Below are 13,808 nucleotides of genomic sequence, written 5' to 3' on the forward strand. Positions count from 1 at the left end.
GACATGTTCCTTTATGAAAGACGCTTTCAAACTTGTTAGGAGTGCGTTACAATAATATACGGTCGCTGCTACATTGATAAGAAAGGAACATTTATTATGCCGCTTACGAAAAAATCACTACAAGAGAGGTATGAGTCATTTATTAATACTGCATCTGACAGTGAGATTGATGTCATGGAGCGTATGTTATCAGGATGGGAAAAAAAGAGAGATGGAGAATACGACTCGTTTATTGGGAGTTGGCTTCAGCCTCGAAGTCATTGGGAAGAAAATACCCTGGTCGTAACCATTCCTAATCATAAAGGACTTGAAAATATTTTAGAAATTACTCACGGAGGTGTCACAGCTACTCTCCTTGACAATTCTATGGGAATTGCTGCTGATACCATAGCTCCAGAAGGGTATGCTGCTGTCACACTGGAAATGAAAATAAATTTCATGAAACCCGGAAAAGGCAATGAACTTCGCTGTGAAGCGAGCATCCTTTCTCACAGTCGTAAAACAGCGGTTACGTCAGGAAGCGTGTATCGGGAGGATGGCACGCAAATCGCCCATGCAACGGCTACCTTTTACTTCGTACGCCATTAAATACCATTCTATAATTCACAAAGTATTAAACAGACATCATTGCATAACGTGTCTATTCATACTATGATTAAAATAAAGCAATTGTATGTAAATATGGGAGGGACATCAATGGATATTAAGGGTTTTGATTTTGAGGGAAGAGAATATAGTTTTGGGAATTTAACTCGAATCATGGAAAAACATGGTTTCATTCATGCCGAACAATGGGACTATGAAAGAGTAACGTATGATTATAAAATGTTGGACGAAAGCGATGACGCCACTTATTATTTACGTGTACAAGCATTTGCAATAGAAGGGGAAATTCCACAGAAAAACGCGAAAGTTCAGTTGTTGACTCCAATGTTAGGACGTCATTATTACCCTCATGGTATCGAATATGACGAAGAATTTCCGGACAAAATTGCTAGAAAATCTACAAGCATCATAGAAGGCGTCCATAAGGAATTATTTGATGCAGAAGAAGCTGCTTCATAAGCAGACACAAGCTTATATTTCTTTTAAAAAACGGTGAATCCTTATGATTCACCTGTTTTTTTATTTTTTCACTACTCCACGTATAATAACCATTCGTTTACCTGTTCAAAGCTTCATTCTCATATTATAATAAAAGAGTGTGACATTCATTTCTCGAAACATATCATCCCACGTGTCCATTCCAAAAATTTTATTCTATAATATAGTAACTTAATGCTGATGGATGTAATCCCCTTACATAGTGTCGAGAGGGTTGAAAGGAGACTCACTGTGCCGTTCGTACTTAACAAAAAAATAATTTTTCGTATTGTAGTAATTGTTTTATTATTAATTGGTGCCTACTACATCTTACCCGTATCAGGCCCTATCCTTCTTGCATTGTTAACGGCTCTTTTTTTAAGCCCTTCTATTAAGTTTATTATGGAAAAAACAAAAATTAAGCGAAGTATTGCCGTTACCCTTGTTTTTACCGGTTTTCTGTGTGTGTTAGGGTTAAGTGGTTATTTTTTAATTACACAAGTCGTTACACAAGTGTTGGATTTCATCGAAAATTTACCTGGTTATATCAATGATATTAATCATTCTTGGTTGAACTTACAGACAAAAATTGAAAAAGCTTATGAAGAACTGGATCTACCCCCTGTCGTCATTCAGGAAATTAATAATCAAATCACAGACATGTTCAATAACATGCGTGATCAATATGCGAGTGGTGATTTAATTAACAACATCGCAAGTTTAGTCGCCTCGATTCCTAGGTACTTAGTGTCGTTTCTCGTGTACTTAATTGCTTTGTTCTTATTCATGTTAGAACTACCGAGGCTTCGTAAACAAATGTATACGTTCATGAAAGAAGATACTGCAGAAAAGTTTAAATTTATGACGTCCCGTCTTTCTTACGTCATTCTTGGTTTCTTTAAAGCACAGTTCCTCGTGAGCATTATTATTTTTATAGTGACACTGATAGGCCTGTACATATTTACACCAGAAGTGGCACTCATGATGGCTGTTATTATATGGTTGATCGATTTTATTCCAATCATTGGTTCTATCGCTATCTTAGCTCCGTGGTCCCTCTACTATTTTGTAGCTGGTGAAACATTACTCGGAACGCAGCTTATCATTTTAGCAGCTATCCTACTGATTATCCGGAGAACAGTGGAACCAAAAGTAATGGGACATCACATTGGTTTGTCCCCCCTTGCGACTTTAATTTCTTTATACCTTGGTTTGACTCTGCTCGGAGTAATCGGATTTATTATCGGACCGTTAGCTGTCATTGCGTTTACTTCTGCCAAAGAAGCTGGGATCATCAAATTGAATTTTAAAGTCTAAGTCAGCCGAAACAAGAAGGAGACATGTGACCATCACATGTCTCCTTCTTCTTTTTATTATCTTTTTCTTAGGTTTCACGTTTGGAACAACTACCAAACAGCCTTTCCTAAACACCTGTCTTACTCTCACTCAAATTACTCGGCATTTAATAATACGGAGAAATCATTAGATAAACAAGCACGCCTGTGATGCTGACGTAAAGCCATAATGGCATTGTCCAGCGTGCAATTTTTCGATGTTTTTCCACTTGGTATTTAATACCGCGTAAAAATGATAATATCGCTAGCGGTACGATAACAGCAGCTAGAATAATATGAGTAATTAATATAAAGTAATAAACGCCAGCTAAGAATCCACTTCCTCCGTATGACGTCGATTCAGCCAAGGAATGGTATGTTAAATACGTCACTAAAAATAACGAAGTGGATGAAAAGGCGGCATAAATAAAACGGCGATGCATTTTTATATTTTTACGCAAAATGAAAAACAAAGCCATGAGTAAGAAAACAGTAGTAAAGCTATTAAAAATGGCATTCATCATTGGAAGAATCGTTAAATCAAAACCAATATCTTTATTGATGCCATCCGCAAAAATTAGAAATGTGACAAGCCCATTGACGATAATCGTTACGAGTACAGCCACCCATATATTCTGTCTATCGCTAGAAGACGAAGCTGTCGAATGACGTTCTGCCAACGTGGTAACCTCCTCATTTTCAGCTATTCTCTTTTATTGTACCGAAGTTATGCGAGTCAAAGCGAGTGTAATCCTAACAATCACGTGAACGTTGGAGGACAATTTCTCTACGATAGCCATAACTGCTCTGATTTGCAAAAGAGCATAAGTGTGATATCCAACCCCATAAGTTGCCAGACACCGAAACAGCATTACGTAAATGATGACCTATTGGATAAAAAAACTGCTTCAGGCTAGGCCTCGAAGCAGTTTTTTATTATTCTATTACCACTTTGTTTCTCCCAGCAATAAAATCAATGCAATCAGTGCTGGGATGGTAACCACAATCCCTGTTGCGAAAAAAGCATTAGGCCAACCGTGGTCTTTGTCCTTTAAGTGCATAAAATAAAATAGCTGTAAGGCAAATTGTACGGTTCCCAACAACAAAATGAAAGGTACTACAAATCCAGACGGAATCGTTTCCGTAGCTACGGAAATAAACGAAATGATCGTAAGCATAATCATAAAAGCAAAAGACACCACTTGGATGCGAGTTTCTCTTCCAAGTTCATATCTTTCATTCTCAGTCATTGCGCTTTTCGGAAAAGGCTTTGAAAGTTCATCAGACATGTTTTACGCACCCCCTAGTGTCAATAAATACACTACTGTAAATATGAATACCCACACCACGTCAATAAAGTGCCAATACAGACTGGCGGAGTAGAATTTAGGAGCATTTGCCAACGTAATCCCTTTCCCCCAATAACGTACAAGCAATGTAGTAATCCACCCGAGACCAAACAGTACGTGAGCTCCGTGAAGCCCTACGAGAGTGTAGAAGGAAGATGCAAATGCACTTACCGAGTACCCTAGCCCAACATGGTTGTAGTGCCAGAACTCATATACCTCACATCCAAAGAATCCAAGTCCCAGCAGGACGGTAACGAGAAAATACATTCTCATCGCTTTAAAATTATTTTTCTTCATCGATATAATACCCAATACACTTGTTAAGGAACTAGTTAACAAGAACATGGTCATTAAAAAGACGAGCGGGAGAGAGAACAGCTCATCTGGCGTTGGACCGCCTGCTGTTCCTTCTCTTAACCCAAGGAATGTACCAAAAAAGGTAGCAAACATGATGGTTTCCCCGCCGAGAAATACCCACATACCGAGAAACTTATTTTTACCTTCTATCGTTGATTTTTCCGGATTAGCCGGAAGACCATTCGATACATCTACGTGATCTGACATTTTATCCAACCTCCTTCTCGATTTTCTTTACTTCCTCGAGAGGAATGTGGTAGCCATGATCTTCTTTTGAATGCAGTACCATTGTACCGAAAGTCATAATAAATCCGATAGCAATCACAACTCCTGGTGGCACGATAGGGTTATCCATGTTAATCATTATCATACCAAATCCCCAAATAAATAAACCAAGCGACATGAGGAACGGAAGGATCGATCCATTTGGCATGTGGATGTCCTGTAATGGTTCAGCTGGTTGCATTTTACCTTCCCCGTGTACTTTTTCATAAAACCACGGATCGAGAGAACGTACTTGTGGTGTTTGAGCGAAGTTATACTCTGGAATTGGAGTATGTGTTGCCCACTCTAATGTACGAGCATTCCAAGGATCACTCACTGTAATACGTTCTGACTTAAATGCTGAATAAACAATGTTTAGCACGAGCACTACAATGGCAGCTCCCATTACGAAAGCACCGACACTAGAAACTAAGTTCATCGTATCCCAACCTTGACCGCCAAGATATGTGTATACACGGCGAGGCATTCCAATTAAACCAAGGATATGCTGGATAAAGAATGTTAAATGGAATCCAATATAAAGTAACCAGAACATGATTTTACCTAGTGTTTCATTCAGCTTGTGGCCAAACATTTTTGGATACCAGTAGTAGAGGCCTGCTAAAAGACCAAATACAATACCACCAATAATAATATAGTGGAAGTGAGCTACTACAAAGTACGTATCATGGTATAAATAATCAACAGGTGCCATCGAAAGCATTACACCTGTAATACCACCTAAAACAAACGTAGGGACGAAGGAAGCTGCACAAAGCATAGCTGTGTTGAATACGAGCTTACCGCCCCACATTGTAAACAGCCAGTTAAATATTTTAATACCTGTCGGCACGGCAATCGTCATCGTTGCTAGTGCAAACACTGAGTTCGTAATCGGTCCAATACCAATCGTGAACATGTGGTGCACCCACACCATGAAAGATAGGAACGCGATAACAATTGTCGCAAATACCATAGCAGTATAACCAAACAACCGCTTATGTGAAAACGCAGGAACCACTTCTGAAATAATACCAAAAGCAGGTAATACTAATATATACACTTCCGGATGTCCAAAGATCCAGAAAATATGTGCCCACAAAATAGAGTTACCACCCATGTCAGGAGTGAAAAATTGACCCATAAACAGACGATCTAACATTAATAACGCAAGACCTGCTGCGAGTGGTGTAAAGGCGAATACGATCAAAATGGAAGCAACCAGTCCTGTCCAGCAGAACAATGGCATTCTCATCATGGTCATACCTGGAGCACGCATGTTTATGATCGTAACTATAAAGTTAATGGCAGAGATCAACGTACCAAAACCACTAACTTGTAATCCTAGAGCATAAAAGTCCATCCCTGAACCGGCATACTCTCTCGTAGAAAGTGGTACATATGCTGTCCACCCTGCATCTGGGGCTCCTCCGAAGAACCAGCTCATGCTTAAGAGCAATCCTCCAAAGAAGAAAATCCAAAAACCGAGAGCATTAATAAATGGAAACGCAACGTCACGCGCCCCGATTTGTAAAGGAATAACAAAGTTCATAAACCCGAAAATCAGCGGGGTAACTGCCAAGAATAACATAATTGTACCATGCATGGTAATCAATTCATTAAAAACCTGGCCTGTCATAAAATCGTTTTCTGGCACCATGAGCTGAATTCTAATAAACAGCGCCATTAAACCAGCTTTTACGAAAAACAGCGTACCCGCCACTAGATACAATATCGCAAGCTTTTTATGGTCGACTGTAGTTAGCCAATCCCATACAACGCTTTTCTTTTTATTCGCTGTAGCAGTAGCAGTAGCCAAGTGGTTTACCTCCTTCTAATTATTCAATAATTACTCTTCTACACTTAAAGATTTCAAGTATGCAATAAGTGCTTCCATATCTTCATCGCTAATATTTTGGAACCCAGGCATGTTATTACCTTGTTTGTAATCTTCTGGATTACGGATCCAACCTTCTAAGTTTTCATCTGAGAATTCGACAACATTTGCAATGAATTCACGGTCAGCAAAGTTACTCAGTGCCGGTCCTTGGCCTGTTCCTTGTCCAGCAACTGCGTGACAGCCGATACAGCCTTGATCTTCAAACACTTGACGGCCATCTGCTTCAACAGAATTCTCTTCAGGTAATTCTTCTTCCTGAGACATTTCTTCCACCCAAGCTTCATATTCCTCAGGCTCTTGTACAATCACTTTAAAGTCCATCAACGCGTGAGACGGTCCGCACAATTCAGCACACTTGCCTTTATACACACCAGGCTCGTCCGCTTCAAGCCACATCATGTTGTCCACACCAGGAACAGTATCAATTTTACCACCTAGTGCCGGCACCCAGAATGAGTGCATGACGTCGCTTGCAGTTAGATTAAACCAAACTTTTTCTCCGACCGGGATATGGACTTCATTCCCCGCAGTGAAACCTTGTGGATAATCAAACTGCCACCAGTATTGGTGTCCAACTACATCAATAATCAATGCTTCAGACTCATCTGGAGCTGGTGCTTCTTCACCGCTCTCGCCAGCCTGGCTGGAGCCTTCTACATCAGGCGGACTTTCCGCGAAATAATATGTACCTTGAATGGTAGGTACAGCAAGGATAATAAGGAGAATAATAGGTACAACAGTCCAAGTAATCTCCAACGCTTTACTGCCTTCCACCTGTTTCGGAAGTTCATCATCGCCTGGTTTTTTACGGAATTTAAAAACAGCAATAAAGAATAGCGTAAATACGACGATGACTACTAAGGCCATTACATATAAGCTGAGTATCATGTTGTCGTAGATCCATTGTGCCTGCGGGCCTTTTGGATCTAACGCTGATAACCTTTCCTCCCCGCACCCCGCAAGGAAAAGAAGCATTGCGGATAGAGGAAGGAAACGCAGTAACCCTTTGCGTCCTTTCATAAAATCATCAAACCTCTCTTTCACATAAAAATAATTGCAAAATTTATATGCTTTTACAGTCATTCTCCCTTTTAGGAAAGTGAACAACAGAGAGTGGAAGATAACCTTCCACTCTTGTTGTTAAAAGTGGACAATGACCATAAGCACAAACAAAATGGTGAGATAATTAAGCGAATAGATGAACATCATCGTAGCCCATTTGATATCATCCTTCATCTTAAAGCCAGCAATACCTAAAGCCAACCATCCAATCCCAAGCAATGCCGCAACTACGGTATATATTGTCCCGAATTCATAAAGAAACAATGAAATAGGAAGCAAGACAGCTACATATAAAACAATCTGTCTTTTCGTCATTGCGAAACCTGCTACTACTGGAAGCATCGGCACGTTTGCAGCTTTGTATTCATCAGCACGTCTCATAGCTAATGCTAAGAAATGAGGCGGCTGCCAAATAAACATAATTGCAAATAACAACCATGCATAAAGATGCAATCCCGGATCTACCGCTGCCCAACCGATAAGGGGGGGGACAGCGCCAGAAATAGAACCTGCTACTGTGTTTAATGTAGAAACTCGTTTCAACCACATCGTATAAATTACTACATACGTAACAAGCCCAACAATTCCGATGACAGCAGCAATTGGTTCGACAGCTGCCAGCAACATAATACCGAGCGCCGATTCAATTAAACCTGCAAGCAGTACATTCGTTGCTTTCACACTGCCTATAACGGTCGGTCTTTCTTTTGTACGTTCCATAACAGGATCAATATCACGGTCAATATAATTATTGAGTGTACATCCACCTGCCATTACAAGGCCGGAGCCAACCATTGTCAATATTAAAATATGCAAGTTCTGTAACAGCTGGAAATCAGTATATACAGATGCTAGAAAGATGCCGGCAAACACTGTAATTAAGTTCGATGAAACGATTCCCATTTTAGCCAGAGTTACATATTCTTTCCAGGTTTTGTTACCGGAATGGGCTTGGGTTCTCTCAGGATGAGCATCCACGACTTTAGCAGTATCTACTGCTGTGTTGCTTTTTTCCAAACCTTTCCCCCCCTTCTCACACTTGCGGTTATATTTATGACACCTTCAAATAGAGAAAATAGAATAACATACTTATACTATGTTGTCTTCCTATTTGTATTACCATACAGATTGTATCATATAACCGCATAAAAAGAGAAAGAGCACGTAATTATTCTCTCTCTCTTGACATCTACCTGACATTATAGCTTAAAAGTGTACGAGTTTCATCATTTTCGCAAGTTTCACAGGATCTTCACATTTGTATGAGAGTGAAGCCGATTGTTCACTCTTTCGAAATTGACTTTTTAGGCTGTTCTTCATTACTATGAATATGTTATATACATTCCAATCTTTGTCGAAGCTATGGCAAAGAGGAGGTGACAAGAAAATGAATAAAGGGTTAAAGATTTTTGGGCTATTTGCCTCATTCGGCATGTTGATTGTCTTATTACAAGGAGCGTTAGTAACTAAAACAGGCTCTGCAGATGGCTGCGGCGCAACATGGCCTCTTTGCTTCGGTGAATTTATGCCTGAAAATCCTGCGGTAGAAACGATCATAGAATATAGCCACCGACTCTGGTCCGGACTTATGGGAATTGTTATCATCATTCTAGCGATCTGGTCTTGGAAAAAACTTTCTCACTTACGAGAGACAAAATTTTTAGCATTGATGGCTGTTTTATTTATTATGTTTCAAGGTCTGATGGGGGCAGGGGCTGTAATTTGGGGTAATTCAGATATTGTCTTAGCTTTACACTTTGGAATTTCGACCATATCATTTGCATCCGTTGTTCTGTTAAATGTATTAGCCTTTGAAGACGGCAAACGCGGCATCCCCGCTCCCGTCATTTCCAAAGGATACAGATTGTACACGTTTATTGTCTTTATATATAGTTATCTCGTTATATATACGGGAGCTTACGTAAAACACACCGAAGCTACTTATGCTTGTACAGGTTTTCCTCTATGTAACGGGGAAATAATTCCAACTATGACAGGAAGCTTAGGTTTTCAAACTGCAGTTCACTTCTCGCACCGAGTATCTGCCTACTTGCTCACACTGATGATACTCATTTTGACCATCTGGACCCTTCGTAAGTACACTCATTACCTTAGTTTGGTTTGGACAAGCATTGCTGCGGTCTTGTTGATCATCGTACAAATTGTGGCAGGAGTGTCCATCCTTTACGCAGACACTTATTTAACACCTGCACTCTTCCACGCATTAACGATCACATTATTGTTCACTATATTGGCATATATTACAATGATTATAACCAGAAAACCAGCTTCTTAAACCAGATAAAGAAAGACTGCTGTCACTTATCAGACAGCAGTCTTTTTTCTCTTTTATTCCTTTAAATATCGAAGGGAATTATACAAATTCCTTTTTATTTTGTTATCTCTATTAGTAAGTCCCCTGTTTCAATAGAGTCACCGTCTTTTACATGTAAATTCTTCACTTCTCCGTCAAATGGTGCTTGGACCGTTGTTTCCATTTTCATGGCTTCTGTGATCATTAAATGATCACCTTTTTTGACTCGTTCTCCTTTTTCAACCAGCTTCTTTATTACCGTCCCCGGCATGGAGGCGCCAATATGTTCTGGGTTTGTTTTATCAGCTTTCGGACGATCAGATGCTATCGTTTTTACATTTTGGTCTTTAATCATTACTTCTCGAGATTGACCGTTCAACTCAAAGTAAACAATGCGATTCCCATTATCCTGTGGTTTAGAGACAGATACTAGCTTCACTATCAAAGTTTTTCCTTGTTCAATCTCTATTTCAATCTCTTCCCCCAGGCGAAGACCATAAAAGAAGGTAGGTGTGTCCAGTACGGCAACATCCCCAAATTGCTGCCGGAACTTCTCAAATTCAAGAAATACTTTCGGGTACAAAGCATAAGAGATAAGATCATGCTCCGATACTTGCCGGTCAAGGGAATGATATAAGTCTTCCTTCAAACCTTGGAAGCGTACCGGTTCCATCTGTTCCCCCGGCCGATTGGTAATTGCTTCTCTTCCTTTCAGGATAATGTTTTGAAGTTCCTTTGGAAAACCTTGATAAGGTTGTCCTAATTGCCCTTGGAAGAATTCTACCACTGAATCTGGGAAATCGAGGTTTTCTCCTTTTTCATAAATATCATCTTCTGTTAAGTCGTTTTGTACCATGTATAGAGCCATGTCTCCAACCACTTTGGAAGATGGGGTTACTTTCACAATGTCTCCAAACATGTCATTGACTCGCCGGTACGTTTTCTTCACTTCATTCCAGCGTCCTTTTAACCCGACTGCTTTCGCTTGCTGCTGCAGATTACTATACTGACCTCCGGGCATCTCGTGCTCATAGACTTCCGTATGCGGGGCATTCATCCCACTTTCGAATCCTTGATAATATTTTCTGGTGTACTCCCAATATTCACTTAGTTCTTCCAACGCTTTTATATCGATGTTAGGCATTCGCTCTGTACCTTTTAATGCATAGTAAAGACTGTTGGCGCTTGGTTGGGAGGTTAGACCAGCCATGGAGCTTGCCGCAACGTCCACAATATCGACTCCAGCCTCCACAGCCCGTGTATACGTTACTAAGCCGTTTCCACTTGTGTCATGTGTATGCAAATGAATAGGAATATCGACTGTTTCTTTTAGTTCAGAAATTAACTGGTATGCCGCTTCTGGTTTTAATAGTCCCGCCATATCTTTAATTCCTAATATATGAGCACCAGAACGCTCTAAATCTTTTGCAAGATTTTTATAGTAGGATAAGTCATACTTGTCCCGAGAAGGATCCAATATGTCGCCGGTATAACACATCGATGCTTCCGCAATCTTATTGTGCTGGCGTACTTCATTGATGGCAAGCTTCATTCCCTCTAACCAATTTAAGGAATCAAAAATCCGGAAAACGTCGATACCGGCTTCAGCAGATGTCGCTACAAATTCTTTTATGACGTTGTCTGGATAGTTTTTATACCCTACTGCATTGGAAGCGCGCAAAAGCATTTGCAACAGAACATTTGGCATTTTTTTCCGAAGCTGGATAAGTCTTTCCCACGGATCCTCGTGCAGAAAGCGCATAGATACATCAAAGGTTGCCCCTCCCCACATTTCGGAGGAGAACAAATGAGGGAGTAATCTGGCAGTTGGCTCAGCAATTCGCTTTAAGTCATGAGTTCTCACTCTTGTGGCTAAAAGAGACTGGTGAGCATCACGGAAAGTAGTGTCTGTCAATAGCACTTCTTTTTGGTTTTTCACCCATTCTGCAAGCCCTTCTGGCCCCTGTTCATCCAATATTTGCTTCGTGCCATTTGGTATTGGTTCACTATATTTTACTTTAGGTAATTCCACTTGCTCAAATACTGGTTTTTTTACATTTTCAAGCCCTGGGTATCCGTTTACAATGGTTTCTCCAATAAACGTAAGCATTTTCGTTCCACGGTCTTTTCTTTTTGGAAAAACGAACAACTCAGGTGTAGAGTCAATAAAGGATGTATTATATTCTCCATTCAAAAACTCTTCATGTTGGACAACGTTTTCCAAAAATGCAATGTTCGTTTTAATACCGCGGATCCGAAATTCTTTCAAGTTACGGAGCATTTTTGCCGCCGCTCCTTCAAAAGAAAGAGACCATGTCGATACTTTCACTAATAATGAGTCATAGTGCGGTGTGATGACAGCACCTTGAAAACCATTTCCAGCATCGAGTCGGACTCCAAATCCGCCACTTGAGCGATAAGCCATTATTTTGCCAGTATCCGGGAGGAATTTATTGGCAGGGTCTTCTGTGGTTATTCGAGATTGTATCGCGTACCCAAGTGTTGTAATATTCTCCTGTTGTGGAATACCAATTTCCGCACCATGTAAAGGGTAGCCTGCCGCCACATAAAGCTGGCTTTGAACAATATCAACCCCTGTAACCATTTCCGTGATAGTATGCTCTACTTGTATCCGAGGATTTACTTCAATAAAATAAAAATCCCCGTTAGGATTAACGAGAAATTCCACTGTTCCGGCATTCACATATTGAATGTTTTTCGCGAGTTTTAACGCTGAGGCACAGATTTTCTCTCGTAATTCATCACTCAAAGCAACAGTAGGGGCAATTTCTACAACTTTTTGGTGTCTGCGTTGTACGGAACAATCTCGGTCATACAAATGAACGATGTTGCCTTCCTGGTCACCAAGAATCTGAACTTCGATATGTTTTGGATTTTCAATGAATTTCTCCACATACACTTCGTCATTACCAAATGAAGATTTAGCTTCTGATTTGGCTCGATCATACGCCTCTTCTAACGCTTCACGGCTTCGCACAATCCTCATCCCGCGTCCTCCACCGCCAAGGGAGGCTTTAATGATAAATGGAAAACCATGTTTATCAGCAAATTCTCTAACCTCATCCATGCTTTCAACTGGTCCGTCGCTACCAGGGATAACAGGAATTCCAGCTTTGATGGCGGTTTCCCGAGCTCGAACTTTATCCCCGAACATATGTAAATGCTCTGTTTCTGGCCCGATGAAAATGATCCCTTCTTCTTCACATCTTTTTGCAAATTCTAGGTTTTCTGACAAGAAGCCATAACCTGGATGAATGGCATCTACGTCATTTGCTTTTGCCACTTCTATGATGCTTTCAATATCAAGATAAGCATCAATCGGCTTTTTACCCTCTCCTACTAAGTAAGCCTCATCAGCCTTATAACGATGAAAAGCACCAGTATCTTCTTTTGAATACACTGCTACTGTACGAATATGTAATTCGGTACATGCCCGGAATATCCGGATTGCAATTTCACCTCTGTTCGCGACTAATACTTTGTTGATGTTTCCTAATCCGCTCATCCAACTCCTCCTTGGCAACTATCTACTAATTATTTAAAAAACTCTATGTTGACTGATTATTTTAAATATAATTTATCATATCATGTATTTGTTTTCTGTCAAAATTTTTACAAGACTGTCTGTGCCAAGTTTTCTCTAAGCAGCATTTTAAAAAACGTTATTTCCGTCCAATAAAAAAAATAAAAACCAGGCTGACATTGTTCAGCGCCTGGCTTCTTTTTATTTACCTACAGTTGCTTCATGAAAAGCTGCAAGTTTCCGTTCTAATTCATTTAGTATTTGCTTGCCTGTGTCCTCGTCGATCAGATTTAAGCGTACAGCGAAGTCTATCTCGCGAGACAAGCCAAACATTTGAGTATCCAGTACATCTTCATATAATGGACATTGAGGCATTGTTAAATTATCCATTTGAACTTCAATTAATTTCCGGATCTTTTCTGCGTCGGCTTTAAGTAGTGCATACGCCTTTTCACTATGTTCAGTCATCGCCTTCACGCTCAAGGTGATCCCTCCTACTCGTTAACTCCTTGCTTCTATCTTATCTGTTCACATGATAAATTGCAAGAAACCTTTTTAAGGGAAGGCGTCAATATTTCTTCAGTTTGTTGCTTAATCACTA

The 13,808-nt window shown here is 40.2% G+C and carries 12 protein-coding genes; 4 read left to right on the forward strand and 8 right to left on the reverse strand.

All coding sequences use genetic code 11. The annotated features are described in order from the left end of the window. Positions 1–96: 96 nt before the first annotated feature. From BM095_RS03865 to ytvI, 3 genes are all read left to right on the forward strand, one after another. Positions 97–588 (forward strand): PaaI family thioesterase, encoded by a 492-nt coding sequence (locus BM095_RS03865; protein ID WP_091657626.1) that lies wholly within the window; start codon positions 97–99, stop codon positions 586–588. Between the two features lie 108 nt (positions 589–696). Further along, positions 697–1,065, forward strand: a complete 369-nt coding sequence (locus BM095_RS03870; RefSeq protein WP_091657628.1) for a YugN family protein — start codon at positions 697–699, stop codon at positions 1,063–1,065. 270 nt (positions 1,066–1,335) lie between these two features. After that, a complete protein-coding gene (gene ytvI / locus BM095_RS03875; protein ID WP_245757794.1) occupies positions 1,336–2,400 on the forward strand; it encodes a sporulation integral membrane protein YtvI in 1,065 nt (354 codons plus the stop codon). A gap of 145 nt (positions 2,401–2,545) precedes the next feature. Here the strand turns inward: ytvI and BM095_RS03880 are convergent, their stop codons facing one another. From BM095_RS03880 to cyoE, 6 genes are all read right to left on the reverse strand, one after another. Beyond that, on the reverse strand, positions 2,546–3,097 hold the full coding sequence (locus BM095_RS03880) for a DUF420 domain-containing protein (protein WP_177194675.1): 552 nt from the start codon (positions 3,095–3,097) through the stop codon (positions 2,546–2,548). 264 nt (positions 3,098–3,361) lie between these two features. Next, on the reverse strand, positions 3,362–3,706 hold the full coding sequence (locus BM095_RS03885) for a cytochrome C oxidase subunit IV family protein (RefSeq protein WP_091657633.1): 345 nt from the start codon (positions 3,704–3,706) through the stop codon (positions 3,362–3,364). Between the two features lie 3 nt (positions 3,707–3,709). Beyond that, the gene (locus tag BM095_RS03890; RefSeq protein ID WP_091657636.1) at positions 3,710–4,330 is read right to left on the reverse strand and encodes a cytochrome (ubi)quinol oxidase subunit III; all 621 of its coding nucleotides are present in this window, start codon (positions 4,328–4,330) and stop codon (positions 3,710–3,712) included. Position 4,331: 1 nt separating this feature from the next. Then, positions 4,332–6,206, reverse strand: coding sequence for a cytochrome c oxidase subunit I (ctaD, locus tag BM095_RS03895; protein ID WP_091657639.1), 1,875 nt, complete (start codon positions 6,204–6,206; stop codon positions 4,332–4,334). 30 nt (positions 6,207–6,236) lie between these two features. Beyond that, on the reverse strand, positions 6,237–7,307 hold the full coding sequence (coxB, locus tag BM095_RS03900) for a cytochrome c oxidase subunit II (RefSeq protein ID WP_091657934.1): 1,071 nt from the start codon (positions 7,305–7,307) through the stop codon (positions 6,237–6,239). Between the two features lie 120 nt (positions 7,308–7,427). Next, positions 7,428–8,366: a heme o synthase gene (gene cyoE / locus BM095_RS03905; protein ID WP_091657642.1), complete on the reverse strand. Its 939-nt coding sequence runs from the start codon at positions 8,364–8,366 to the stop codon at positions 7,428–7,430. 370 nt (positions 8,367–8,736) lie between these two features. Here cyoE and BM095_RS03910 point away from each other — a divergent pair, with 370 nt between their 5' ends. Next, positions 8,737–9,645, forward strand: a complete 909-nt coding sequence (locus BM095_RS03910; protein ID WP_091657645.1) for a COX15/CtaA family protein — start codon at positions 8,737–8,739, stop codon at positions 9,643–9,645. Between the two features lie 94 nt (positions 9,646–9,739). Here the strand turns inward: BM095_RS03910 and pyc are convergent, their stop codons facing one another. Both pyc and BM095_RS03920 read right to left on the reverse strand, forming a co-directional pair. Further along, positions 9,740–13,189, reverse strand: a complete 3,450-nt coding sequence (pyc, locus tag BM095_RS03915; protein WP_091657648.1) for a pyruvate carboxylase — start codon at positions 13,187–13,189, stop codon at positions 9,740–9,742. A 219-nt stretch (positions 13,190–13,408) separates the two neighbouring features. After that, positions 13,409–13,675 (reverse strand): YlaN family protein, encoded by a 267-nt coding sequence (locus tag BM095_RS03920; RefSeq protein WP_091657937.1) that lies wholly within the window; start codon positions 13,673–13,675, stop codon positions 13,409–13,411. Positions 13,676–13,808 lie beyond the last annotated feature (133 nt).

The organism is Alteribacillus iranensis (genome assembly GCF_900113025.1).
In the GTDB taxonomy this organism is placed as follows: Bacteria; Bacillota; Bacilli; order Bacillales; family Marinococcaceae; genus Alteribacillus_A; species Alteribacillus_A iranensis.

Excerpts from the sequence above, each read along its gene's own strand:
- BM095_RS03885 (WP_091657633.1), bottom strand. The coding sequence starts at position 3,706 with ATGTCTGATGAACTTTCAAAGCCTTTTCCGAAAAGCGCAATGACTGAG.
- BM095_RS03890 (WP_091657636.1), bottom strand. The coding sequence starts at position 4,330 with ATGTCAGATCACGTAGATGTATCGAATGGTCTTCCGGCTAATCCGGAA.
- BM095_RS03865 (WP_091657626.1), top strand. The coding sequence starts at position 97 with ATGCCGCTTACGAAAAAATCACTACAAGAGAGGTATGAGTCATTTATT.
- BM095_RS03910 (WP_091657645.1), top strand. The coding sequence starts at position 8,737 with ATGAATAAAGGGTTAAAGATTTTTGGGCTATTTGCCTCATTCGGCATG.
- pyc (WP_091657648.1), bottom strand. The coding sequence starts at position 13,189 with ATGAGCGGATTAGGAAACATCAACAAAGTATTAGTCGCGAACAGAGGT.
- coxB (WP_091657934.1), bottom strand. The coding sequence starts at position 7,307 with ATGAAAGGACGCAAAGGGTTACTGCGTTTCCTTCCTCTATCCGCAATG.
- BM095_RS03920 (WP_091657937.1), bottom strand. The coding sequence starts at position 13,675 with ATGACTGAACATAGTGAAAAGGCGTATGCACTACTTAAAGCCGACGCA.
- BM095_RS03870 (WP_091657628.1), top strand. The coding sequence starts at position 697 with ATGGATATTAAGGGTTTTGATTTTGAGGGAAGAGAATATAGTTTTGGG.